The following is a 24,782-nucleotide window of genomic DNA, read 5'->3' as shown; positions in this document are numbered from 1 at the left end:
GCATAGAACATCATAAATCGGCTTGCCTATCGATTTGGTGTCAGTGATTTTGTCATAATTGCTGGTTGATTAGACGAACAGCGATATAAAACACTCGTCAACGTAGATTTAACGGGGAACAATCCCTATCATAAGTAAAAGACGAGTTAGTCAGTGGTTAATTGATCTGTGTGTAATGGGTCAGGTAAATCTAAACTCATTGGAAATACAGATAATAAGAGGAATCCTAAAACGTGAAGTTACAGCAGTTAAAGTATCTTAAGGCAGTCAAAGATAATAACCTTAATATATCTTCGGCCTCTGAATCACTCTACACAACTCAACCAGGGGTAAGTAAGCAGATTCTTCTTTTTGAGCAAGAGTTAGGTGTACGTATCTTTGAACGTCACGGTAAACACTTGCAACGTATTACTGATATCGGTGAAAAAGTTTTCGAAGAAGTCGAAAAAATGCTGCTATTGGAAGAAAAGATTAAAGCGATAGCGGCTGAGTATGTAGATCCGGGTAAAGGTACATTTAATATTTACACGACACATACTATTGCAAGTTACCTATTGCCGAAGAGTGTTGCGACTTTTACTAAGCGCTATCCTCACGTTAACTTCAACCTGTATCCAACCATTCCTTCTGATACCCGTGGCGGCATCAGTAAAGGTCATACGGATTTCTCTATCGTGGCGCAGATTGTTGCTCCTGACACAGACTTAATTGCCTTGCCGGCGTATTTGTGGCGTATGGGGATGGTTGTTCACCAAGATCATCCTTTGGCAAGTATCGAAAAGCCGACTCTTGAACAGATCGCACAGTATCCATTATTGAGTTACGAACCAGGGGCGACTGGACGCGAATGTATTGATGAAGCGATGACGGCTGCTGGGTGTGAGCCTAAGTATTTTATGAGTGCTATGGATGCCGATGTCATCAAGCGCTATGTGTCGCTTAACTTTGGTGTCGGTTTGATGTCGAACCTAGCGGCGACAGATATTGCTAACACCAATTTAAAATATGTAAATCTCGATCATTTACTTGAGCCATGTAAAGCATGGATCTGTTTCAGCAAAGACGTTATTTTGCATAACTATATGTACGATTTCTTGGGTTCTTTTGCACCGCATTTGACCAAACCTTTGATGGAAGAAGTGATTGCCAACAGTAATGCAGCTAAAATCGAAACCCTATTTAAAGATATTGAGTTACCGATTTATTAATTGCTGTCATTAAACAATCAAATAGAAAAGCGAGCGTTGGCTCGCTTTTTTTGTTGGTATGAGTTTAAGAGTTTGAGTGATCTTCTTCTTCATGAGAAGAAGGTGCTAAGTTAATGTGTTTACTCATTAAATAGCGATGAATGAAGCGAGTATCGATGCCTTTTAGCTGCATTTTTAATTCTAACTTGCGAATATCTCGCAACACTTGCTGAGTCTCTTGTGAATCAGCGTCACTTTGAACAACTAAATCACACAGTTCAAGTGCATCTTTACGCTGCTGTAGCTCCGGTGGAATGTACCCGGCGTTTTTTAGAATTCTATAGCCCATCCTAAGGTGTTCCGGTACGCCTCGATCATCATCAAGTTCCAGCGGTTGCCCCTGTTTGGGCAAATCTTCTAACTCGCCTTTTTCAATCGCTGCAAGGATTCGTTGTTCTGCCAGTTGATCGATTAAGAAAGTCATGATCAATTGCTCCCTCTACCTAATACGAACTCTATGAATAACGGTTAGCATAACTCGCTTACACCGTCGTCAACGCTTCAAGTGCTGCTTTTGCTGCCATGCGTTCGCCATCCATCATCACGGTATCTGCATCAACATACTGGTTTATTCCCTCTTTAACATCAGCTTGGAACAACACCACATTATTTAAAATAGAGGCGGTTTTAACACCACGTAGCCGACCGACGGTCAGAAGAGAAGATGTTTCCATATCGGCGCCTAATATGCCTTTTTTGTTCCATTTTCGGCATATTTCTAGCTCATCGTCGCGGTAAAAACTATCATGTGAGCGCACGATACCAATATGGTACGGACGCGGTTGTTGGCTTAAGAAATGATCAATTTTGCTCAGCAGTTGAAAATCGGCGGTGGCAGGATAATTGGCGGGTACGTAAGATAATGACCCTCCGTCATCACGCACGGCACCCTCTGCAACGATCAATTCGCCCAAAGCGATGTGTGTTTGTAAGGCACCAGCAGAACCGACACGAACCACTGATTTTGCGCCGCATTCGATCAATTCTTCAAGAGCGATAAGCATTGATGGCGCACCAATACCAGTGCTACAAACGGTAATTGGCTGGCCGCGGTATTCACCGTTAAAGAGACGAAATTCTCGGTTTTCAGCAACGGGGATAGGATTTTGTAATAATGAAGCAATGCGATTGACGCGATCCGGTTCGCCGCAAACAATCACCTTATCTGATACTTGGCTTTCATCGACAGTAAGATGAGGCTGTATGCTCATAACAATTCAGGTCCTTGTTAATTGCAACCTCGTAAACTGCTAGGTTTACGAAGTTGGATATGAAAATTACGCTGTAACGGCTGGTGTTCGATTATTCTTCGCTGTTTGAATCCATTCTTTAGTGCCGTTGGCTGCAATAAATAGCAAAATAACGTATTCAATAGAGAGTGCGTAAACGCCTTGGGCGGCATATACACCGACACTAATTAGATTAATCACCACCCAAAGTATCCAATTTTCTACGTATTTTCTTGTCATTAAGATCTGCGCCACAATCGAAAAGACGGTAATAGCGGCATCCCAGAAAGGGTAGGCATCAGGACTTAATTCCGGTAATGCAATATGGCCACCAAATAAGCTTAGAACACTGAGCGCTAGGTGGGTAAGTGCGGTGAAGAATGGATCGATATAGAGGGTGAGTAAAGCGATGGCAATGATGGATAAAACACTGGTGATCGTTAATAGTTGCACTGGCATCCAGCGCACTTCTAATGTGTCACCATATTCATCTTGGCGTGTCCACGCGTACCATCCGTAAACATTGGCGACAAAGAAAAACAGTTGTAACAATAACAGGCCGTAAAGTTGGATCTGAAAAAAGATGATCGCGAAGAGTGTCACGTTGATCAGCCCAAACGGGTAATTAATGGTTTTCTCTTTGCTCGCATACCAAATACAGAGTAATCCAAAGAGTGTGCCGACAGCTTCAATCCAAGACATAGCATAGCCAGAACCGATTGGAATATTTACCAAAGTGTTGTTGATATCAAAAAAAGCGAGTAGCGACATAGTGATTCCTTCGTCTGGTCATCCATAATGAATAGTCACGAATCATTATGCTACTTAGTGATTAAGATATGCAAGAGAGTGGTTACTTAGGGCGGTTGAGGTTGGGTGAAATCGAACCAATGAAAAACGCTGAAACGAGATCGTTTCAGCGCGTATTACTTCGTGTTAGTTATCGAGCGTCGCACCACCATCAACACGCAAATCGTGCAATGTAATGTGATTGGCTGCATCCGACATTAAGAAAAGCACGGTTTGGGCAATGTCTGTCGGTTCTGCGATTTTCCCAAGAGGAATACCGAGACGGAACGTATTAGCGTCGCCAGCAATCACTTCTTTTTCACCGTAATTTTCATTCCATAATTGCATTTGCATGTCTGTACGGGTTGAGCCCGGGCTGACAATATTGCAGCGAATGCCTTGTTCTCCTAATTCCATACCCATACATTTCACCATCATGTGCAGCGCGGCTTTTGATGATGCGTAGGCGCCCATATTTGCCCGCGGTGTATTCGCTGCATTAGAGCCGATAATGACCATATTGCCTTTACCGCGCTGTTGCATGTGCTGACCAAGTACTTGCATTAACGCCACTTGCCCAAACACGTTGACGTTAAATGTATGAGCGATGTCGTGTGATTTCATGGTGAGAATCGGGCAAAGATGCAAAATACCCGCACAGCTTACCAATTGGTCAACCGGACCATGTTCTTTAATTAACTGCTCAACCACCGGAGCAATTTCATCTACTTGAGTTAAATCGAGAGGGTGAAGAATTAATGCATCACCGAATTGCTCTTTAAGTTCAGCACAAGCGGTGAACAATGCCTCAGCCTGATAGTCTGTGGCAATCACTCGATAGCCTGCATTCAGGACCGTTTTGAGTGTTGCGTGACCAATTCCGCGCGATGCGCCTGTCATCAATACGGTGTTCTGAATAGCGTGAACGCTCATAATTTACCCTTTTTATTTGCTAAAAACATCAATAAATGTGATCTGTGTCTATGGATATTACCACGTTCTAAAATAATAATGATAATAGTTAGCATTTGCATCTGTTATCGGGTAGTCTTTTTTTCTCAATCGAGATGTCTGTCCCAAAACAGGTTATAAGTAAAAGGAATCTGTGATGAAGCGTGAAGTAATTGGCTTTAGCCAAATGTCAGAAATCACCTCAAATCAAGAACTTGATAGTACGCCGTTCTTTTTCTCGTCACCAACTTGTACTTTCATTGGTCATGGTGTTGAGCGTGAATTTAATCAAGCTATCCCGTTCAGTAAACTTGCTGAAACCGCTTCTCAGTTGTTAGAAGAAGCCAAAAATGATCCATCAGACAACCCAATGTTGTTTGGTATCGTCCCATTTAGTGAAGAAAACCCGACTCGTTTTATCCTCCCTAAGGAATTGTCGGTTTCTAGTAGCACTCGGGCGCAAATAGACGATCAAATCCAAAGCGCTAATGGCAAATTAATATCGGGTCCTACTGGAGAGCAGTACAAGCAAGGTGTACTCGATGCTATTGAATTATTTGCTAATACCGAACTCGATAAAGTGGTTTTATCGCGCGCGATTGAAGTCGCAACCGATGAAGATATCGACCAAAGTGCGCTACTTAATCGCTTACTGCAAAGTAATCCGAAGGGATATACGTTTTCAGCAGCATTAGGTAATGGCAATAAATTAATGGGCGCGAGCCCGGAACTGCTTTGTTCTAAACGCGGTACTCATATCGTATCGAATCCACTAGCGGGTTCTCGTCCTCGTTCTGCAAGTGCTGAGATCAATGCTGAACACGTACAGTCACTCCTTAATACAGGGAAAGACTTACACGAACACAGCCTTGTTGTTCAGGAAGTAGAACGCGTGTTGAGTCGCTATTGTCATCATTTGCATACCCCGATGATTCCATCTGTGATTGAAACTAAGACGATGTTGCACCTTTCAACGCTATTGGAAGGTGAGGCCAGTGAGCCAACCACAACAGCGTTAACTGTTGCAGCTGATCTACATCCAACACCGGCTGTATGTGGTTTCCCGCGTGAAACAGCCTATAACGCCATTCGTGATATCGAGAAGTTCGATCGTGGTTACTTTACCGGCATGGTGGGGTGGTGCGATTCGCGTGGTAACGGTGAATGGGTGATTACTATTCGTTGTGCAGAAGTGCAAAAACGTTCAATGAAAGTCTTTGCTGGCGCAGGAATTGTTGACGAATCACAACCGGAAAGTGAACTGGACGAAACAGGTGCCAAGATGAGTACATTCTTATCTGCTGCCGGCATCGATCTTAAAGAAATGCTGAAAGCTTAGGAGAGATAAGTACCCATGAATGACATTTCTATGGATGAAATAGAATTCACACCGTGGCCAGAACATCTGGCCACAAAATATCGTGAGTTAGGATTATGGGAAGGTAAAACCTTCTATGACTACTTAGTTGAGAGTGCGAATCAGTTTCCTGAAAACACAGCCATTATTTGTGAAGACCGTGAATACTCTTACCAAGCTATGGTGGAAGAGGTCGGGCGTTATGCTGCAGGCTTCAGTGATTTAGGTTTGGTGGCTGGCGATAATGTCGTATTGCAAATGACCAATACTGAAGAGTTTTTCTTCTGCTATTTTGGTCTGATTCAAAAGGGCATTCGCCCAGTGATGGCGCTCCCTGCACACCGTAAAGCAGAAATCAGCTATTTCTGTCAGCACGCAGGTGCGAAAGCATACATCATTAATGGTGATGATTACTCCTTTGATTACAAAACATTAGCGCAAGAAGTCGTCCAAGACGCTCCATCGTTACAGTACGTTTTAGTCAAGGGTGAGTGTAATATCGCTGATGATCGATTTATCGCACTTGATCAATGCCGTAAAGATCCGGATTACAGCCAAAACACCACCTCAGATAAAGTCGCATTCTTCCAGTTATCTGGCGGTACGACGGGTGTACCTAAAATGATCCCACGTACTCACGATGATTACGCTTACAGTGTCATCGGCAGTAATGAAATCTGTGAAATCGATGAGAACACGCGCTTTCTTTGTGTGTTGCCTGTTGCCCACAACTATGTTCTGAGCTCCCCTGGCACCTTAGGTATTTTTTGGGCTGGCGGCACGGTAATCGTTGGTGATGATCCTTCACCTGATGCGGCGTTTGAATTGATTGAAGAACACGAAGTAGATTTCGTTGCCCTTGTTCCTCCTTTGGCGTTGCTCTGGATGGAAACAGTGCAAGAAGATGATGACTACGACTTATCCAGTTTAAAAGTCATCCAAGTGGGCGGTGCGAAATTCAGCGAAACGGCGGCGAAGAAGTTACCGGGTCTGTTTGATTGCCAGTTACAGCAAGTATTTGGTATGGCTGAAGGTTTGGTTAACTACACCCGACTTGATGACCCTCTTGAGATGATCACTGAAACACAAGGCCGTCCTATCTCGGCATACGATGAAGTGCGTATCGTTGACGAGCAAGGTAATGAAGTGGCGCAAGGGGAGGAAGGTTTCCTAACCGTTCAAGGCCCTTACACCATCCGCGGCTATTACAAATCAGCGTACAACAATGAACGTTCTTTCACTCCGGAAGGGTTTTATCGCACTGGCGATATCGTCCGTATGACGGCGGAAGGCAATTTGGTTGTGACTGGTCGCGATAAAGATCAGATCAACCGAGGTGGTGAGAAAATCGCCGCTGAAGAGATTGAAAACCAATTGCTACGTCACCCACTGGTTCATGATGCAGCCTTAATTGCGATTCCTGATGAGTACATGGGCGAGCGAAGCTGCGCTGTCATTGTCTTAACTGGTGAGGCAGATATTCGCCCGCAAGATATGAAAACATTCTTACGTGATTGCGGATTGGCAGATTTCAAAATTCCCGATCACGTCGAATTCATCGCTGCTTTGCCTAAAACCCCAGTGGGCAAAATCGATAAGAAAAAACTTCGCACAATTTATTCAACACAACTTGCTACAACTGTATAAGGACCTCGTTAATGGCCATTCCAAAGCTCAATTCTTATTCACTCGACAACCTAATGCTTGGTGTTGAGAACAAAGTGGATTGGACACTGAACCCGGATAAAGCGGTATTACTGATTCATGATATGCAGCAGTATTTTCTGGATTTTTATGCCGATGAGGCGTTGAAAAGCACATTAATTGAACGCGTAAAAAACATCAAAGAAGCCTGCAAAGCGCAAGGTATTCCAGTGGTTTATACCGCGCAACCTGGTGATCAAGATCCCGCCGATCGAGCGTTGCTCACCGATTTTTGGGGTACTGGGTTAATTGATGATGACAGCATTACGCGAGTTGTGCCTGAGCTTGCACCGCAAGCAGACGATATCGTGTATACCAAATGGCGCTACAGTGCCTTCAAACGTTCTGATCTGTTATCCATGATGCAAGAAACCGGACGCGATCAACTGATCATTGTCGGTGTTTATGCCCATATCGGTTGTATGTTGACAGCTGCCGATGCGTTTATGTATGACATTCAAGCCTTCTTTGTCTCTGATTCTCTGGGTGATTTTTCTCGTGAAGAGCACATTCATGCACTGAATTATGTATCGAAACGCTGTGGTTTTGTCACGACTTACGATGACGTTATCCGTGGTGTGCAGGTGAAAACGCAAGGTACAGGTATACCCACCAGTAAAGCAGGACTGAAATCACAAATTGCGGCGATGACGAACCGTTTAGCTCGCGAGATTTTCGATGATGAAAACCTGATTGAATCTGGCTTAGAGCCATCACACGCAGAAACCTTGGTTAAGGGCTGGCAACACGCGGGTCTGAAAATCGAGCTATCTGAGTTAACAAAACAGCCGACCGTGAATCAATGGTGGCAGATTATTGAAGCAAAACAGACAAAATAGTTCCCTTTTATCAAATAGTTGGTTATTAGCAACAGGTTGCTTAATACTGGTGACCGATTATTGATTAAAGAGTTTAGAGAGAACAGTGACATGTCCTATATCGGAGTATGCCAACCACTAACATTAGGCCAACATATCTTGTATCTGCGTCAGTTCCATCGCCATGAGTTCAATGAACGCACGGATACTTGTCTTGTTCCACTGCCGGAAACGTTGGTCAATGCAGTGAATAAGCGTAAAGCAGAATTTGTTGCAGGAAGAACTGCAGCTAATGATGCGTTGTGCTCGTTGGGATACTCCGATTTTTTTATTGAAATCGGAGAGCATCGCGCACCGATTTGGCCTGATTCCGTTGTTGGGTCCATTTCTCACAGTGACGATTTGGCTATCGCCACGTGTGCGATGAAATCAGACTGCCAAGCCATAGGTGTGGATGTACAAGAGCAATTGACGACTCAAGAAGTATCGGATGTCGGCCCAATGGTCGTTAATCAGCAGGAAGCACGCTGCCTTGCATCTTTGAATGATGATGCCCAATGCTCCTATGACCAAGCTCAACAACTGACCATGGCTTTTTCAGCCAAGGAAAGTCTCTTCAAAGCGCTTTACCCAAGAGTAAAACGTTATCTCGATTTCTCGGACGCAAAGCTCATTGCGGGGAATAGCCAAGCAAGCACGCTCACGTTTGCCCTTACCCCAAATTTGCAGGATGAGCTCTCAATCGAGCGCTGTTTATGTCATTTTTATTGGATTAAAAATCAGGTGATCACATCTGTAACCTGGTAACACTGGGGCAGATTATACAACATCACTGAAAGGTCAGCTGTCACGGCCCTAGATTGGGGGAAACCCACATCGATTTTTGATGCAAAGTAGACGTTAGGTTAATCAATGAAAGATCAATATATCAACCCATTCGATGATGAAAAACATCAATTTCTTGTATTGATAAATACCCAGCATCAATACAGTTTATGGCCAAATTTCGCTCCTGTTCCTCCTGGTTGGACTGCCGTATATGGACCAGAAATCAAAGCCCAATGCACGCAGTACATCGACCAACATTGGTCTGATATCCGATCATAAATCGTCATCTATAGGAATAAGGAAGAATAGAAATGGTGATGTCTCAAATGGTTAAAACTGAGAAAAACACAGTTCAAGAGAGTGCTCAGTTACAAGCTTTATGCGACGTGGTAGCCGAATTGCTGCGCGTTGATGAAGTACTCCCGAGTGATGACTTCTTCGCACTAGGTGGCGATAGTATTACAGCGATGGCGCTGACAACCAAGATGCGCAAACGTGGCTTTGTCCTTAAGGCAAAGGATATTTTTACTCGCAAAGTGCTGAGTAATATCGCGCAAGCTGCGAAAGTTCGCAAAGCGAAAAAGAAATCTCCTGCAGTAGCAGCAAAAGCCGATTTATCGGTAGAGTTAACGTCGCAGCAGTGGAGCAAAGTTCGCGAGAAGTATGGTGAAGTCACGCATGTGCTACACACATTACCGCTGCAAAAAGGGCTCTATTTTCAATCGCAACTCGCTGAACGAGGCAGTAATTATAATGCGATTTCTATCATGGAATTTCGTGGTGAATACGATGCGACTCGTCTTCAACAAAGCTTAGATAATGTCGTCAAACAGTATCCGCAGTTATGGATACGATTTGATAGTGATATTGCTGATACAACGTTACAAATTCTGGTTGATCCCCACAAACAGCAAGGCCCATTATGGCCAGTGGAAGAAACGGATTTAACGGCGTTTTCAGATGAAGAACAACAACGCCGTTTAGCGGCGATCAAACTCAACGAAATTGAACGTCGCTTTGATGTCACATGCCCGGACAAGCCGTTACTGTTTTGTCGCGTCGTACATCATGGCGAAAATCATCATAGCGTGATCGTGTCTGAACACCATCTTATTGTTGATGGTTGGTCTACCCCGATGATTCTTAAAACCTTACTTGACGGGTATCAAGACGGCAATACCGCTGAAAATAGTGATATCACCCCTTACGCAACGATTGTTGATCAACTGACGGCTCGTGATCGTAAAGCGGCTGAAAAATTGTGGCGTGAGCAACTTGATAAAGCGATGCCAACCATGGCTTACGATGGTGAGATTGAGCGTCATGAAGTCATTGAACATGGGTTTAATCTATCGGTAGAGCAGTCAGCTAAACTGTATACATTATGTCGTGAGCAAGGCCTGACCTTAAACACCTTAATGCAGGGTGTATGGGCGCTGATTTTAGGCTCAATTACAGGGCGTGAAGATGTCATTTTTGGCTCACCTATTTCAGGACGTTTTGCTGAAGTATCTGGCATTGACCAGCAAGTCGGCTTGTTCACGAACACGATCCCGGTGCGTATGGCACTCACGCCGCAACAAACCTTAGTTGAACAGTTAGTTCAAGTTCAGCAAGAACAAATCGGTTTGCTGGAAAACGATGTATTAGGACTGGGCGACATTCAACGTTTGATTGGTGGTGAAACCTTATTCGACACCATGCTGTCGGTAGAAAACTTCCCAGATGAAGAAGCGTGGGTTGGGCGTAACTACCATCATTTAACCCTCGATAATATTGTCAATCGCGGTTATACCCATTATCCGTTGACGCTATTTGTGATTCCTGGTGATAGTGTGGAAATGATCGTGGCGTATCGAAATGGCAAATATTCCGCGCAGCGTATTGCTCAACAAGTGCAATTACTGATCGAACAAATTATTGCTGATCCCGCTAAACCGGTTCGTGAATATCATTTGCAGACTGAGGCTGATCGCGCGTTACTCACGCAAATTAATCAAACCGAAGTGAGATTACCCAATACTACGCTACGTGAACTGATGCGTGAAAAAGCGTGGCAAACGCCTGATGCTCCGGCATTGTTGGATGTCGATCATCATTTCAGTTATCGCGAAATGCGTCAAAGTGTACAAGGGTTATCCAACCAACTGGTTGAACGTGAGGTACAAGGTGGCGATATTGTCGCCGTCGCTTTACCTCGTAGCGTAAAATTGAGTTTGGCGATTAACGCGGTGATTGAAGCTGGCGCTGTGTATTTGCCTTTAGATGTGACTTACCCAGTTGAGCGTTTAACCTATATGGTCGATGACGCTAAACCAAGTTTGGTGATCACTACTTCTGAATTTGCGCCACTATTTGAACAGCAGGCCAATATTTTATTGCTTGATCAACTGCCGGAACCGGCCAGCGAATTAACACATAATCGTCCGCTGAATCCAGAAGATGGTGCGTATATCATTTACACCTCTGGCTCGACCGGTAATCCTAAAGGCGTGCTGGTTTCTCATGGTGCGATTGTCAATCGCTTGGCTTGGATGCAGCATGAATATCAACTTGATAGCAGTGATGTAGTGTTGCAAAAAACGCCATGTAGCTTTGACGTGTCCGTGTGGGAATTTTTCTGGGCATTGATTGAAGGTGCGAGCCTGATGATGGCGCCACCAGAAGTACATAAAGATCCAGACGCGTTACTGCATTTGATTGAAGATTATCATGTCACCACCACGCACTTTGTTCCCTCAATGTTGGCGGCTTTTATCGCTTATGTGGATAGCCAAGTGGATGCCGGTGATCAGGTGGCCTTTACATTACGCCGTGTTTTCTGTAGTGGTGAAGCGTTAACCAAAGAGTTATCCGCTCTTTATCAGCGCCATATTGATGCGCCATTGCATAATTTATACGGCCCAACAGAAGCTGCCGTTGATGTCACCTACTGCCCAGCGTTTGGTGAGGCGTTACAAGAAAGTACCAGTGGCGGTGTGCCAATTGGTTTACCCGTTTGGAATACTCAACTGCGTATCTTAGATAGCTTTTTACGCGAAGTGCCCGTGGGCGTTCCGGGTGAATTGTACCTGACGGGTAAGCAGCTTGCGGTTGGGTACTTAAACCGCAGTAGTTTAACGGCGGATCGCTTTGTTGCAGACCCTTACGGCAAAGAAGGCGAACGCATGTATCGCACCGGTGATGTCGTGCGTTGGTTATCTTCTGGTAAAGTCGAATATCTTGGCCGTAGCGATGATCAATTAAAGATTCGTGGTCAACGGATTGAACTTGGTGAAATCGAAGCGTGTTTACAACAATTACCGCAAGTACATCAAGCGGTGGTTTGCGCCAAAACATTAGAAACGCAAACGGTGATGGCGGGTGCCGATAATCGCCAGCTCGTCGGATATGCTATTCCCTTAGAAGGACAGGCACCGTTAGACACCACCGATCTGCGCAGACAAATGCAAGCCTTACTGCCGTCACATATGGTGCCAGTCGCGATTGTTGAATTAGCAGAATTTCCACTCAGTGCAAACGGCAAGTTGGATCGCAAAGCGTTACCGCTACCAACTCTTGAAGGTGGTCACCAAGGCCGTCAACCCGAAAGTGACAATGAACGTATTGTTGCCGATTTATTCTGTGAATTACTGCAAGTCAGCTCAGTCACGGTGAAAGATGATTTCTTCTCGTTAGGCGGACATTCACTGCTGTGTATGCGCCTTGCTGCTGAAATTCAGGAAAAGACCGGTCAGACGTTATCTGTAGGGCAAATCATCATTAACCCGAGTGTTGAAGCGTTGGCGCAATGCCTTGATGCAGGCACAGATGGTCAATCTATGGTTGGGCTGGAAAAAGTTCTGCCTATTCGCCGTGGTGAAGGTGCGCCTCTGGTCTGTATTAATCCGGCCTCTGGTTTTTCTTGGCTCTATACAGGGTTACTCCGTTATCTTGGCGGTTCATACCCAATCATTGGTTTGCAATCACCGGTTGATGGTGGCGCGATCGCAACTGCCAAAACCATGGATGAAGCGTGCGATATGTATTATGACGAGCTGAAAAAAGTGCAACCTCATGGTCCATATCATCTAACCGGATATTCCTTTGGCGGGAACGTTGCGCATACGCTAGCTGCGCGATTACAAGCCGAAGGGGAAGAGGTTGCGTTTGTCGGTTTATTCGATACCTACCCAACCGAATGCCAAGATTGGGATGCGGCGATGAACGAAGAAGTGGCTGAAAAAGAGAAAGCGGCTTTCTTAGAAGAGAAGAACGGTGATGGCGCGCCTGAAATGAGCGAAGCACAAAAGGCAATGTTGGCTGATGTAGATGCGAACTATGGGTATGCGGTTGGTATTATGGCTACGGCCAAAACAACCTATTACTCCGGCCGTGTGCACCTGTTCGTTGCAGACCAAACCTTCCCTGATTTTGATATCGAAGAGGTGTGGTCACAGTATGCTGGAGAGTTAACTCAACTGCATATTGATACACGCCACCAAGATATTTTGGAACCGGAAACACTCAAAATTGTGGGACCAATGCTTGATCGTGCGATTCGCAACGATACTCAACTGAACTGATTCCACTCACTGAATACTGCTCCCAGAGTGACTACTCTGGGAGCAGCTTATTAAGACGTTATTATGAAAAAATCCTCTTTTTTAGTCGACTTTTCCCTGTTAAAAGAAAACCGTGACTTTCGTATGGTGTTTATCGCTCGATTAGTCTCTGTATTAGCATTAGGCCTGATGATGGTTGCAGTGCCAATCCAAGTGCATGACATGACACACTCTACGTTCGCAGTAGGGCTGATTATGGCGTTAGATGGCTGCGGCATGTTTATTGGCCTCTTACTTGGCGGGGTACTTGCCGACCGATATGAGCGAAAACGTCTCATATTATTAGCTCGAGGCATATGTGGGGTTGGCTTTGTGTTTATGACACTCAATGCCATGCTGCCCGATCCCTCTTTAATCGTGCTCTATTTCTTATCACTCTGGAATGGCTTTTTTGCCGCTCTGGGTGTGACTGCCTTGATGGCGTGCATGCAAGTGATCGTTGGTCGTGAAAATATTCCTTCTGCAGCGGCACTGAGTATGTTTACTGTGCGTGCAGGCATGGTGCTTTCTCCTGCCATTGGTGGGTTAATTATTGCAACTGGTGAGGTGAGCTGGAACTACGGCATCGCGGCTGCCATTACCTTCTTAACATTACTACCTCTATTACAATTACCTAAAATGCGCGCGGAAGTACAAAAAGATGAAACGCCATGGCAGTCGCTTACCATTGGCGTTAAGTTTTTGTTTCAACACAAGTTGGTCGGCAGTGTTGTTGCTCTTGGCACACTAGAAACCTTAGCCACTGCAGTGAAAGTGATGTTCCCAACCTTAGCGTTGGATGTCTATCACGGTACGCCAACCGAAGCTGGGTTGCTTTATGCTGCCATGCCATTAGGTGCGATGTTTGGTGCGTTAATGTCGGGGTGGGTGAATCAATCTGAAAAACCGGGCTTGATCATGGTGTGGAGTACACTAGGGGTGTTTGTCACGATCGCCGCGATGGGGTATGTCCATCATTACTGGCTTTTACTCGCGGTGCTGGTGGTCTTTGGCTACTTAGGTTCGGTCACCAAAATCATTCAGTACTCTCTGGTACAAGGACACACACCCAACCATTTGATGGGGCGCGTCAGCAGTTTGTGGACAGCGCAAGATGTGTCGGGCCACTCGATTGGGGCGCTTGGATTAGGCGCACTAGGTAAAGTGATGGCACCAACGGCTTCAATTTTGGCCTTTGGTTTGGGCGCCTTGGGCATTGGTACGGTGTTGTCGCTTACCTTTGGCACATTAAGAAGAACGCCCATGTTTGATCCTGACTTAGCGCCTGCGAAAGGGAAGTCTTAACGGTTCAACACATATCAAATGGGTAGGAGATAAACGGCAATCATTAAGGTTGCCGTTTTTATGTTGGTGAGATAAAGGTTTAAACTCTGAAGACATACTTGTACACTGCGGACAAATAGTGAATGAGAGTAAATCATGACTGATATGGATCAACACGATTACGTTGATGAAAATGACATCGCTGATGACGAGATTGAAATTGAAGCGATTGGCGTCGAAGTAGATGCCCAACCGATCGAACTCTATAAAGTGCTGAAAATAGCGAATGCCGTAAGCGGTGGCGGTGAAGCAAAATACGCCATCAGTGAAGGGTATGTGGCTGTTAATGGTGAGTTCGAAACTCGTAAACGCCGTAAGTTGTATGATGGCGATTTAATTGAGTTTAACCAAGAGTTCTATTTGGTCATTTGTGAGGCGCCAGTGACTGAAGCGCCAGCAGTTAAAACCAAGCCGGAAGCGAAAAAACCGAGCAGTAAAGCGAAGCGTTCTAATAAGCCAAAGCAAAATAAAAATGGCAGCAGTGCCAAGAAGAGCAATAAATCGCAATCTGCGACAGCAGAACCTAAGCCAAAGAAAAACACTGGCGGACGTTCTAGCATCGATTTCTTCTAAAACCTTATAAAAAACAACGTTATATAAAAACGCCGTATGGCGTTTTTTTTATGGGTTAATTGTCAATATCTCCGACTATGAACTAGCCTTATCTAGGCACTCAACATGTTTGATGTGTAATTAGCTTTGCTAAATTTTTTACATTTATAAGTCGGCGGTTAAAATGACAAATGCGCTTTCCAATCTGAGTGTTCAGAAAAAGCTTTTCTCCCCAATTATCCTCTTGGGGATACTGATTGTAATTGTGGGCGTTTTATATATGGATATTCAACGATCGATTGATCGTGCCCAACAAGAGCTCAGTAGTAGTAAAGTCGTGCTGGATCAACTCGATACGTTGCTGTTGAATACTGAAAAATTCATCAATAATCAAAGTGGATTCGATAAGCTTGCGCAAGAATATAAAGCGACCCAACAGGAAATTAATCAAGCTCAAGGTCTTAAAGATACGATGCTTGCCACTAAGCTCGGTGAGGTCTCGGGTTTAGTCACGCAAATTGATACTCTGTTTACTACCAATAAACAGTTGATGAGTAATGTTGATAAGGTCTTTACCGTTTCGATCTATCAATCTAATAGTTATATGTATGACATCATTGCCAAATTAATTGATGCTGACAAACGAAGTGATGTAACGACGTTCGAGCGGCAAATTATGAATGCGGCGGTGACGCACACGGATAACAACTATAAAATTTGGCTGTTATTCATGAACCTGTCGAAAGATAAAAGTTATGAAAAACAGTTGTTTGATTACTTGACCGAACTCGACAAAGCCAATGACGATGCGATGGTCAAGCTGCAAGGTACGCCTGCTTTGGCCAAAGCAGAAGCGGCAGGAAAAGCAAACCGAGAGCTAAGAGCACTCGCCGAAAAAATAGTGGCTAATACTAAGCAAGTCGTTTCACTTAATCAGAAGATCAATACCCAATTAAATACTTTGGTTGCAGACTTAAAAACAGTCGACAAACAGAGTTTGAATACTGTGTTTAATGCGATTTCTAGCAGCGTGTTGAACATTGTTATTTTGATCGCGATAGTCATCGTGGTAATCATTGTGTTGACCACGATATTTGCTTCTTCAATCTCTAATCCGTTAAAACTCCTGTGTGGGCATATTAACAAACTGGGTCAATCCGGTGGCGATTTGACGTTCCGCATAGATATGAAGCGTGATGACGAAATTGGCCAACTTGCCGCGGGAATTAATACTTTCTTAAGTTCATTACACGAGATTTTTCAGGGCATTATTAAAACCAGTAATGACATTGAGAATAAAGCGCGTGAGTCCGCTACAAACAGCGGTACAACAATGAAAGCCATGGAAGTGCAGTTACAAAAAAATAGCCATGTACAAGAATCATTTAATCAAATGGAACAGGCGATTAACGAAATAGCTGGCAATGCAAGCGATGCTTCTAACGTGGTTCAAGAAACGGTAGCAAGTACCACCGAAGTCAATGAAGTCGTTGATACTATGTTGAAAAATATAGGTAAAGTGACGCGTGATCTTGAAACTGCCACTCAGGAAATTGATACGTTAGTTCACGATAGCCAAGAAATTGGAACGATTTTGGAAGTGATTCGCGGCATTTCAGAGCAAACGAATTTGTTAGCGCTGAACGCAGCGATTGAAGCGGCGCGAGCCGGTGAACAAGGTCGAGGTTTTGCGGTGGTGGCAGACGAAGTTCGTTCTCTGGCCCAGCGCACACAAGAGTCTACAGAAGAAATTGATAAAATGATTTCTACTTTACAAGCGACCTCAAAACGGGTGTCTGAAGTGGTGCAAGGTGGGAATAAGCGAGTGATGGACACCAACTCTCAAAGCCAAGTTGTGGGCGATAAGGTGAGTACAATCTCTGACATGATTGGCAATATTTCATCTATGAATCTCACCATTGCTAGTGCTGTTGAAGAGCAAAGTAGTGTCACGCAAGATATTAACGTGTCGATGCAGGATATTAATCAAATATCGGTTGAAAGTAGTGACGCTGCGCGTAGCTCTAACCTCACGAGTCAGGCTCAGTTGCAATCGGTGCAAGAGTTACAATCTTTGATCAGTCGATTTAAAGTGTAATGAATCACATCTTTTGAACATGACGATATAGTATAAAAAAGAGAGCGCAGTGGCGCTCTCTTTACGTTATAGGACAGGGTACAAGAAAATATTTAGTACCAATCTTCTGGGAAACTACGCCCTTCGATGGCATACATATCCTCCTCAAAAGGATGTTCGGCTTTACCCCTGAGATATTCCAACTGCTTTTCCAGTTTAGACACAGTGTCGTAATCACCTTCAGAGCAGGCGATGTAGATTTGTTGTTCCAGTACGTCAATGTTTTCACGAATATTCATCTTCGCACCTCCTAGTTGCTACGGCTAAATGACGTCACTAAGTGCTGTCATGTTACTAGGTCTACAGACCTCAAAATCATTGTAGTCAAACTTTGGAAAATGGATCATCGGATCCTAAGGCGATCGCATCGATCTGAACGTTTTCTATCTGTCACTCAGTAAGATAGAACATAAAAAATTTAATCGCATAAAAAGGAAATTTTCAAGTGGGTAATGGAATATCGAAGCGGGAATGGGTCGCTGGGAATAGGGTCTAAGATATGAAAGAGGATTTGTAGATAATTGATACTTATTGATTTTTTACCGGGCTTCACTTCGTCATTGAAGAGCATTTCATCATTGAACATACCGCCCGGTATATTCATACGTTTGTTTAAAAAACGGTATCACGTTCCTTCATAATGCTGACCAGTTTAGATGGGTTACCTTTCATGGCCATCATCACGATAATGTATAGCCCGACACTGGCCAAGGCATAAGTCGCTGGATATCCGTTTTCCATCACTAAATGGCTTAACATAATAGTGAGAATGGTGATGGTATTGATCAGATAAAACGACAACAGTGCAAAAGATTTCAGTTTGTGTGAAATGGTATCTTCGAACGTCACCATGGTTGAGCAATGCTTACAGTGAATGTGTCCGTATTCAGCAATGTTTTTTTGATCATGAGGCGTGAGCGAAAACTCTTGATAGCATTCGTCACAAATAACGTCGATATGTCTTTTGGTTTTCATTATGAATTTCCTAGCAACGGAATGTATTAACATTTCTAATAACTGTTTCAGCTTATAGTTGCTGATGGAATGAATTTTAACGACAAAATGTGCTGAGAAAACCAACAGTAGGTCATTTGTGCGATCCGCTTCAAACTGGTGTGAAACTGGTTTTTTACCAAATGTAAATTGTCTGTCAGAGGAGGGTGATAGTTCGGTTTGAACGTGAAGGTTAAGCGCGTAGTTGGTTAAAGTAGTTGGGTAAAAAGATGATCTTAAAAAGAGTAAGGCCGGCAAGAGTGCCGACCTTATAGTGTTTAAATCAGACGAGTTCTAACTTAATGATTGTCTCCGACAAGCATTAAATCTTCTTCGGCATTCTCACGTTGATGTTTTGTCATGCTGAAATAGACGTAACCGACAAACATCATGGCTAAGAAAATCAGCGTAATCACTTGGTTAAACCAAACCATTGCAATCAAACACAGCACAGCGAGTACCAGAGCAATACCGGGTACGATAGGGTAGAACGGCGCGCGGTACGTACGATTCAAATTCGGTTCACTGCGACGCAATTTGAACAGACTGAGCATACTCATGATGTACATAACAATCGCACCAAACACAGCGATGGTGATCATAGCAGCAGTCAGGCTCATCCCTTGCAGGTTCACCACACCATCACTAAAGATCGCGATGATACCAATCACACCACCGGCCAAAATTGCACGATGTGGGGTTTTAAAGCGAGACAAGGTCGATAAGCTTTTTGGTAAGTAACCTGCGCGAGATAACGCGAAGAACTGACGCGAGTAACCCAAGATAATACCGTGGAAGCTTGCAATAAGACCAAACAGACCAATCCATACCAGCATGTGCAACCAGTTAGAGTTGTGACCAACCACCATTTTCATTGCTTGTGGAAGTGGATCGTTGATGCCTGACAGTTTGCTCCAGTCACCCGCACCGCCAGCGAAGATCATAACGCCAAGGGCAAGGACAACAAGCGTTAAAATACCTGCGATGTACGCTTTAGGAATGGTGCGTTGTGGGTCTTTTGCTTCTTCGGCTGCCATTGCTGCGCCTTCAATTGCAAGGAAAAACCAGATAGCAAAGGGGATTGCCGCGAAGATCGCAGACAAGGTGCCGAATGAAAACTCATTACTGCCCGCCCAGCCATTAGCCACAAAATTACTGATGGCGAATCCTGGCGCCACAACACCCATAAATACCAAGAGTTCAATCACAGCTAAAATGGTGACACAAAGTTCGAACATCGCTGCGAGTTTAACACCAAGAATATTAAGGGTCATGAACACAATATAAGCACCCACTGCGGCAATTTTCGGATCGAGGTCAGGGTACTGAACATTGAGATACGCACCAATAGCCATTGCAATGGCTGGTGGCGCAAACACGAATTCAATCAAGGTGGCAAGGCCTGCAATTAAACCGCCTTTTTCACCGAATGCGCGACGACTGTAGGCAAAAGGCCCGCCGGCATGTGGAATGGCCGTGGTTAATTCAGTAAAACTAAAAATAAAACAGGTATACATGGCTGCCACTATAATAGTGGTTACCAAAAAGCCCAATGTACCTGAAATGCCCCAACCATAACTCCATCCGAAATATTCTCCGGAAATCACTAGGCCAACCGCAATTCCCCAAAGTGAAACTGCGCCCAGTGTTTTTTCTAATTTGGCCGTCATAAATAAATGTCTCCATAAGTGTCCCTTTACGATGAGACAGAATATCCTTCCGTGAAATCATCGTGCCACAATGAAACATGTTGATTTTTGTATAAAACAATTGCATAGGCAGTTGTTCATGTTTCATTACAGAACATCTTGCGAAAGTCATACCTAAATTAAGAAAAAGTGTAACGATCGAATCATAATCAGAGAAAATACTGAAACTACATGTATCCTGAATAGATATTCTGCTTCGATAATATAAGAACACGAAAAGGAGTGATTTATGCTGTTAAAAATCGATAACAAACCGGAAAAATAGCGTAAACATTTAAGTTCGAGGCACAAAAAAAGCGCAGAAAATCGGGTGGTGCACAAAAATAGTGCGCTATAACGGTCGCGCGTCGTAATGTCGTGCTTGGAAGTACATATTGGTGAAATGCGATTTATTAGTCTGTAAGTAATTGGCAATCATAACAATTTGCTTGCACCATAACTGGCAGACTTAAAACGTTAGTCATTTTTGGCACTAACATGACAGACAGAAAAGGGGATTTGAAGCTGTTTAAAAATACGAATCCACCGCCATTGGCTTTCTTGTAACTTGTCTCCCGGCCCTTTTACTTCGATCCATTCATATTTACCGTCTTTAAAGGCGATTAAATCAGGCATACCGCTTTTAAATAAGCGCAGGTCTTTTAGTTGAACCAACATTAATTCGATCAGAATATCGCGTGGAATGGCTTGTTCGACAAGTTCAAAAAGTGTCTCATCAAAACCAGACCAGTAGATCAAAGGATTACTGGTGCCCCATTTTTCTTGCCAACGAGTCATTAACGATAGAACGCCATGCTCTTTGAGTGCTTGCAAGGATTGGTCGATGAGTTCTTGGCGTTTATCGACAAAGTCCTCATGATACAAATCTAAGGGGCGATGTTGATAACGATTAATAAAGGCACCTTCAATGGGAGCAAAAAGCGCGGGCCACAAGGTTAGGCCTAATAAGGTATTCAGGAAGTGATTTTCCAAATAATAAACGCGATAACCTTGTTGCTCTAAATAGGCTTTAACCGCCAGCTCTACTCGGCATTGGGTGAGGTCGAGTTCGATGTGTCGCTCTATATAGGCGGGTTTAGCCGTGCGGGTGACTTTACCTCCACGATAACGAATGACTTTTTGATGCAGGCGTTGGGCTACTTCAAGTTCTTGTTGGTCTTGCGGATCGATTAACATATCAGTGACGATATTTTCGTACTCTGCAATATCGCCAAGTTTATCGTGAATGCGGGCCCGGCGCTCACGGCTGGGTACAAGCTCCGATTGACTAAACCAATACAGCGCTTGCTGATAGTCACCGCAGTGTTCAAGCTCTCTTGCCAGAAGATTAATGACACGTTGGCGTTTACGTTCAACGTGACGGTGTGACGCTTTCGAAGGAATCATGTTTACTAGCGATGTGATACTAGTAAGCGTCGGCTTATTGAGTAACCAATATTGATGTTGAATCTGAGCAATAACTCGTAGCTCTTCTAAGCTCTCGCGTTCGGTAAAAAAGCGCCTCTCACGACTGAGCGTATACGGTTCAAAGCGATTAAGTCCTAAATCCTCTAACACAAACTGGCTAAGATCTTGGCGGGCGTTACCGAAAAAGAGCACCAATAACACTTCAATAATTTCAGCATTCAGTAAGCGAATCAATATAAAGGGATAAGCCGGCATTTGAGCCAGTAATCCTGCCTCTTGTTTTTGTTGCAGTGTCGCTAACCATTGTTCTTTGCGAGCAGAACGGCTGAGAGTAGGGTGACGCGCTAGAATTTCTGGTTTCGTTAATAGCGTCTCAGATAAAGTGACTTCATCAATGTGAGGGTTAAGCGCCACTAATCCAGCCGCTTGTAGAGCATGAAGCTCGCCATTGATATCGCCGATTTCAGTATAGTTGAGCTTATCACTACGAAACCATTCTCCTTTACGGGATAACAGACGTACCAATAAACATTGTGCATCGTGGTTAAGAGACAAAAATGTCGTGATCCAATCACGTTCCTGTTCCGTCAACAAATCCACGTACCATTCATGGGCATGTTCGATTAGACGCAAAAAGTTGTCTAAGTAGTAATCTGGTGTAAGTTCTATGGCGGGGGCTTCTCTTTTCATAGTGAGTATTATGGCAAACTATCACCTTAAAAAGCGAGTGAGCACCACAAACTTTAGTTCAAGATACTGATAGTCAGAACAAGGTAGTGAGAGGGTGGTGTTATATTGATCAATTAATGCGCTCTTTGTAACCAATTGATCGGCCTTTGTTTATTAAGTGCGCAAACGAACAAGATTTTGATAAAAAGGGGTTTTCTTTTCGAAGGAGTAGTGGCATATTACTTCCATCGCTTCGATGCAAAGCAATGCGGGCATCGTATAATGGCTATTACCTCAGCCTTCCAAGCTGATGATGCGGGTTCGATTCCCGCTGCCCGCTCCAATCTCTTTCGTAACGCTTCCGTTACAACCTTCCAAACATAAATTTCTCAAGTAAAAATAGTTATCCAACTGTCTTTAACGGCATGTGTTGTTTATTGGTTTATTTTAAACCCACGATTTTCAACCAACCTTTTTGTAACACACTCCAGAAGTTTTTTATCTTAGGGCGAGAGTTTCATCCTATTTCGATTGTCTGCCATTTTTACAGCGCTTTCCCTTTAAATGTTGGCTTTTTTAAATCCACGTCGCCGTGTGATTGCTCTGCCATAAGCATTTGTTGCTCATCATATGGGCTAGGAAAGTATTTTACGATCAACACTCGGTAAGTAATGGCTCCGATACATGTGCCAATTACGGGGGCAATCAAAGGGACAAAGACATAAGGGATGTCACGTCCGCCCGTCATGGCAATATTGCCCCAACCAGCCAAATAGATAAAAAGACGTGTGCCAAAGTCACGAGCGGGATTCATCGCGTAACCGGTGAGTGGCCCAGCTGCTGCGCCAATAACACCAATCATAATACCGATTAATAGTGGTGCCAGCGCGCCACGGGGAACACCATGTCCATCATCCGTTAGCGACATAATCAAGCACATCATGATTGCCGTTAGAATAACTTCGACCATAAATGCATGGGTTACTGTAATAGCGGGATGAGGGAAAGTCGTGAAAATTCCCGCTAGATAAAGGCTGTTTTCGGTTCCCAATAGGATGTGATGGGCGTGTATGTAACCGACAAAGAGATCTTGATAAAAATAGTAACAGAGCGCAGAACCACAAAAAGTGCCAGCTAATTGTGACAGAGAATATGGGATCACCTTGTGCCGCTCAAAATTAGCGAACAACCAAAAGGCGATAGTAACGGCTGGGTTTAAATGTGCTCCAGATATGCCTGCAGTTAAATAGACCGACAGCGAAATAGCAAACCCCCAAACAATACAAATATCCCAAGAATTCAAACCTGAATCTGCGAGCCTAACAGCACACAAACAGCTAGTACCAAAGAAGATAAACAGCGCTGTGCCAAAGAATTCAGCAATGCACTGTCCTTTAAGGGTGTGAGTCATACCATTCCTTATTATCGCTACCATTGATCGCAATTTGATGTACGAAAATATAGAAAAGAAACCGGTTTCATAAATTGCGTCGCTTCACACAATCTCAATTACTCAGTGAGAAAATTCGACAGTTTTTACGCGAATAATTGGCAGTTGTATTAATTGCTGGTGGAGCCAAAAACGCAGAGTGCGGCAATGTCTCCAATTGGGAAGTGACAGGGGGGGCTATTAGAATAATATTGACTTAGGGGCAAGTTATGTCCCGTTGGAAGACGTATTCTCTTTGATCATGTGATGTATTTCATTACTCATTAATTCAGATAATTGGACTGACCAATCGATAAACTAACGAGGAAAAGAAGAGCAAATAGCCATTTGAAGTGGATTGCAGTCTGTTTCATGAAAAATACTGATTGATGCAACGTGTTTTATAGCTCTTTATGGGTAAATGCCATAGGAAACTCGTCTCTATTTTGCTATACATATATGCAACAACGTGATTGTAAATGTATGTCAATTTAGTTCGTGTGCGAAAGGGCGGTAGCGTTGTAAAGCATATTAAAATAGAAAATGGCAAAAACAGAGCTGTGGGAAGATTAAACAGTTAAGGTCGGCATTTGGGCATGAATAGGATAATAAGACTCTGATTTTTGTTAATGGTGATAAATAGTTGGAGCTTTAATGTAATGAAAGTCGGCAGATTATACAGAAGTGTTCTTGTAGAGTGGTTCTGTATAATGACTGTTAGCTCTTTATTAGTATTTCTCGAATAAGGTTTATCGATGACAAAAATCAGAAGCTATTGCAGAAGCTGTGAGCAAGAGACAAATCACAGTGTTTTAGCTGAAAAGACCGAATCCTCTCGAGAGGATTATGCATTCGACCAGGCATACCAAATTATTGAATGTCTCGGGTGCAGGGCAAACGCATGAAACCCCTTGGTTTTAAAGGCCTGTAGAAAAGGTTATTTTTGAAGAGTCGCTCAGTTTACCATCATCAAATAAACCTTAACTCACAATAAGTTAATTGATCATGATGATCAACAAGTTCCTTATTATGACTT

At 43.7% G+C, this 24,782-nt stretch carries 19 protein-coding genes and 1 tRNA gene; 11 read left to right on the top strand and 9 right to left on the bottom strand.

The window, feature by feature from the left end:
• The first annotated feature begins 233 nt into the window (after positions 1-233).
• Entirely contained in the window at positions 234-1,208 is a 975-nt protein-coding gene (locus F9817_RS19565) for a LysR substrate-binding domain-containing protein (protein ID WP_161157854.1), read from the top strand.
• Positions 1,209-1,272: 64 nt separating this feature from the next.
• Here F9817_RS19565 and F9817_RS19560 read toward each other — a convergent pair whose 3' ends face one another.
• The 4 genes from F9817_RS19560 to F9817_RS19545 form a co-directional block, all read right to left on the bottom strand.
• Positions 1,273-1,671, bottom strand: coding sequence for a DnaJ family domain-containing protein (locus tag F9817_RS19560; protein ID WP_161157853.1), 399 nt, complete (start codon positions 1,669-1,671; stop codon positions 1,273-1,275).
• Between the two features lie 58 nt (positions 1,672-1,729).
• Entirely contained in the window at positions 1,730-2,458 is a 729-nt protein-coding gene (locus F9817_RS19555; protein WP_161157852.1) for a nucleoside phosphorylase, read from the bottom strand.
• 66 nt (positions 2,459-2,524) lie between these two features.
• Positions 2,525-3,247 (bottom strand): nicotinamide riboside transporter PnuC, encoded by a 723-nt coding sequence (pnuC, locus tag F9817_RS19550; protein WP_161157851.1) that lies wholly within the window; start codon positions 3,245-3,247, stop codon positions 2,525-2,527.
• Positions 3,248-3,412: 165 nt separating this feature from the next.
• Positions 3,413-4,198 (bottom strand): 2,3-dihydro-2,3-dihydroxybenzoate dehydrogenase, encoded by a 786-nt coding sequence (locus F9817_RS19545; RefSeq protein ID WP_161157850.1) that lies wholly within the window; start codon positions 4,196-4,198, stop codon positions 3,413-3,415.
• A 175-nt stretch (positions 4,199-4,373) separates the two neighbouring features.
• Between F9817_RS19545 and F9817_RS19540 the strand changes: the two genes are divergently transcribed.
• The 9 genes from F9817_RS19540 (at position 4,374) to F9817_RS19500 (ending at position 17,500) form a co-directional block, all read left to right on the top strand.
• Positions 4,374-5,555, top strand: coding sequence for an isochorismate synthase (locus tag F9817_RS19540; RefSeq protein WP_161157849.1), 1,182 nt, complete (start codon positions 4,374-4,376; stop codon positions 5,553-5,555).
• 15 nt (positions 5,556-5,570) lie between these two features.
• Positions 5,571-7,220 (top strand): (2,3-dihydroxybenzoyl)adenylate synthase, encoded by a 1,650-nt coding sequence (locus F9817_RS19535; RefSeq protein WP_161157848.1) that lies wholly within the window; start codon positions 5,571-5,573, stop codon positions 7,218-7,220.
• A gap of 11 nt (positions 7,221-7,231) precedes the next feature.
• Complete coding sequence (locus tag F9817_RS19530) at positions 7,232-8,116, top strand: isochorismatase family protein (RefSeq protein ID WP_161157847.1); 885 nt, start codon at positions 7,232-7,234, stop codon at positions 8,114-8,116.
• A 90-nt stretch (positions 8,117-8,206) separates the two neighbouring features.
• On the top strand, positions 8,207-8,902 hold the full coding sequence (locus F9817_RS19525) for a 4'-phosphopantetheinyl transferase family protein (RefSeq protein WP_161157846.1): 696 nt from the start codon (positions 8,207-8,209) through the stop codon (positions 8,900-8,902).
• A gap of 105 nt (positions 8,903-9,007) precedes the next feature.
• On the top strand, positions 9,008-9,202 hold the full coding sequence (locus F9817_RS19520; protein ID WP_161157845.1) for an MbtH family protein: 195 nt from the start codon (positions 9,008-9,010) through the stop codon (positions 9,200-9,202).
• A 32-nt stretch (positions 9,203-9,234) separates the two neighbouring features.
• Positions 9,235-13,488 (top strand): non-ribosomal peptide synthetase, encoded by a 4,254-nt coding sequence (locus F9817_RS19515; RefSeq protein WP_161157844.1) that lies wholly within the window; start codon positions 9,235-9,237, stop codon positions 13,486-13,488.
• A 63-nt stretch (positions 13,489-13,551) separates the two neighbouring features.
• Positions 13,552-14,811, top strand: coding sequence for an enterobactin transporter EntS (gene entS / locus F9817_RS19510; protein WP_161157843.1), 1,260 nt, complete (start codon positions 13,552-13,554; stop codon positions 14,809-14,811).
• Between the two features lie 144 nt (positions 14,812-14,955).
• On the top strand, positions 14,956-15,423 hold the full coding sequence (locus tag F9817_RS19505; protein WP_161157863.1) for an RNA-binding S4 domain-containing protein: 468 nt from the start codon (positions 14,956-14,958) through the stop codon (positions 15,421-15,423).
• Between the two features lie 259 nt (positions 15,424-15,682).
• Positions 15,683-17,500 carry a methyl-accepting chemotaxis protein gene (locus F9817_RS19500; protein WP_161157842.1) on the top strand — a complete coding sequence of 606 codons (1,818 nt, stop codon included), beginning with the start codon at positions 15,683-15,685 and terminating at the stop codon, positions 17,498-17,500.
• Positions 17,501-17,592: 92 nt separating this feature from the next.
• Here F9817_RS19500 and F9817_RS19495 read toward each other — a convergent pair whose 3' ends face one another.
• From F9817_RS19495 to F9817_RS19480, 4 genes are all read right to left on the bottom strand, one after another.
• On the bottom strand, positions 17,593-17,778 hold the full coding sequence (locus tag F9817_RS19495) for a hypothetical protein (protein ID WP_161157841.1): 186 nt from the start codon (positions 17,776-17,778) through the stop codon (positions 17,593-17,595).
• 373 nt (positions 17,779-18,151) lie between these two features.
• A complete protein-coding gene (locus F9817_RS19490; RefSeq protein WP_161157840.1) occupies positions 18,152-18,514 on the bottom strand; it encodes a hypothetical protein in 363 nt (120 codons plus the stop codon).
• A gap of 317 nt (positions 18,515-18,831) precedes the next feature.
• On the bottom strand, positions 18,832-20,202 hold the full coding sequence (eat, locus tag F9817_RS19485) for an ethanolamine permease (protein ID WP_161157839.1): 1,371 nt from the start codon (positions 20,200-20,202) through the stop codon (positions 18,832-18,834).
• Positions 20,203-20,697: 495 nt separating this feature from the next.
• Positions 20,698-22,338 carry a VRR-NUC domain-containing protein gene (locus tag F9817_RS19480; protein WP_161157838.1) on the bottom strand — a complete coding sequence of 547 codons (1,641 nt, stop codon included), beginning with the start codon at positions 22,336-22,338 and terminating at the stop codon, positions 20,698-20,700.
• 247 nt (positions 22,339-22,585) lie between these two features.
• Here F9817_RS19480 and F9817_RS19475 point away from each other — a divergent pair.
• Positions 22,586-22,660, top strand: a tRNA-Gly gene (locus F9817_RS19475).
• 201 nt (positions 22,661-22,861) lie between these two features.
• Here the strand turns inward: F9817_RS19475 and F9817_RS19470 are convergent.
• Positions 22,862-23,728, bottom strand: coding sequence for an MIP/aquaporin family protein (locus F9817_RS19470; protein WP_161157837.1), 867 nt, complete (start codon positions 23,726-23,728; stop codon positions 22,862-22,864).
• Between the last annotated feature and the right edge of the window lie 1,054 nt (positions 23,729-24,782).

Source organism: Vibrio eleionomae, assembly GCF_009874545.1.
Lineage (GTDB): Bacteria > Pseudomonadota > Gammaproteobacteria > Enterobacterales > Vibrionaceae > Vibrio > Vibrio nitrifigilis.
The sequence above is the reverse complement of the archived record's forward strand: the minus strand, read 5'-3'. Positions and strand labels throughout refer to the sequence as shown.

Bases quoted from the DNA above. Each gene is read 5' to 3' on its own strand.
- F9817_RS19555 (WP_161157852.1), bottom strand. From the start codon at position 2,458: ATGAGCATACAGCCTCATCTTACTGTCGATGAAAGCCAAGTATCAGAT.
- F9817_RS19515 (WP_161157844.1), top strand. From the start codon at position 9,235: ATGGTGATGTCTCAAATGGTTAAAACTGAGAAAAACACAGTTCAAGAG.
- F9817_RS19560 (WP_161157853.1), bottom strand. From the start codon at position 1,671: ATGACTTTCTTAATCGATCAACTGGCAGAACAACGAATCCTTGCAGCG.
- pnuC (WP_161157851.1), bottom strand. From the start codon at position 3,247: ATGTCGCTACTCGCTTTTTTTGATATCAACAACACTTTGGTAAATATT.
- F9817_RS19480 (WP_161157838.1), bottom strand. From the start codon at position 22,338: ATGAAAAGAGAAGCCCCCGCCATAGAACTTACACCAGATTACTACTTA.
- F9817_RS19470 (WP_161157837.1), bottom strand. From the start codon at position 23,728: ATGACTCACACCCTTAAAGGACAGTGCATTGCTGAATTCTTTGGCACA.
- F9817_RS19545 (WP_161157850.1), bottom strand. From the start codon at position 4,198: ATGAGCGTTCACGCTATTCAGAACACCGTATTGATGACAGGCGCATCG.
- eat (WP_161157839.1), bottom strand. From the start codon at position 20,202: ATGACGGCCAAATTAGAAAAAACACTGGGCGCAGTTTCACTTTGGGGA.
- F9817_RS19490 (WP_161157840.1), bottom strand. From the start codon at position 18,514: ATGAAAACCAAAAGACATATCGACGTTATTTGTGACGAATGCTATCAA.
- F9817_RS19540 (WP_161157849.1), top strand. From the start codon at position 4,374: ATGAAGCGTGAAGTAATTGGCTTTAGCCAAATGTCAGAAATCACCTCA.
- F9817_RS19530 (WP_161157847.1), top strand. From the start codon at position 7,232: ATGGCCATTCCAAAGCTCAATTCTTATTCACTCGACAACCTAATGCTT.
- F9817_RS19495 (WP_161157841.1), bottom strand. From the start codon at position 17,778: ATGAATATTCGTGAAAACATTGACGTACTGGAACAACAAATCTACATC.
- F9817_RS19520 (WP_161157845.1), top strand. From the start codon at position 9,008: ATGAAAGATCAATATATCAACCCATTCGATGATGAAAAACATCAATTT.
- F9817_RS19505 (WP_161157863.1), top strand. From the start codon at position 14,956: ATGGATCAACACGATTACGTTGATGAAAATGACATCGCTGATGACGAG.
- F9817_RS19525 (WP_161157846.1), top strand. From the start codon at position 8,207: ATGTCCTATATCGGAGTATGCCAACCACTAACATTAGGCCAACATATC.
- F9817_RS19500 (WP_161157842.1), top strand. From the start codon at position 15,683: ATGGATATTCAACGATCGATTGATCGTGCCCAACAAGAGCTCAGTAGT.
- entS (WP_161157843.1), top strand. From the start codon at position 13,552: ATGAAAAAATCCTCTTTTTTAGTCGACTTTTCCCTGTTAAAAGAAAAC.
- F9817_RS19535 (WP_161157848.1), top strand. From the start codon at position 5,571: ATGAATGACATTTCTATGGATGAAATAGAATTCACACCGTGGCCAGAA.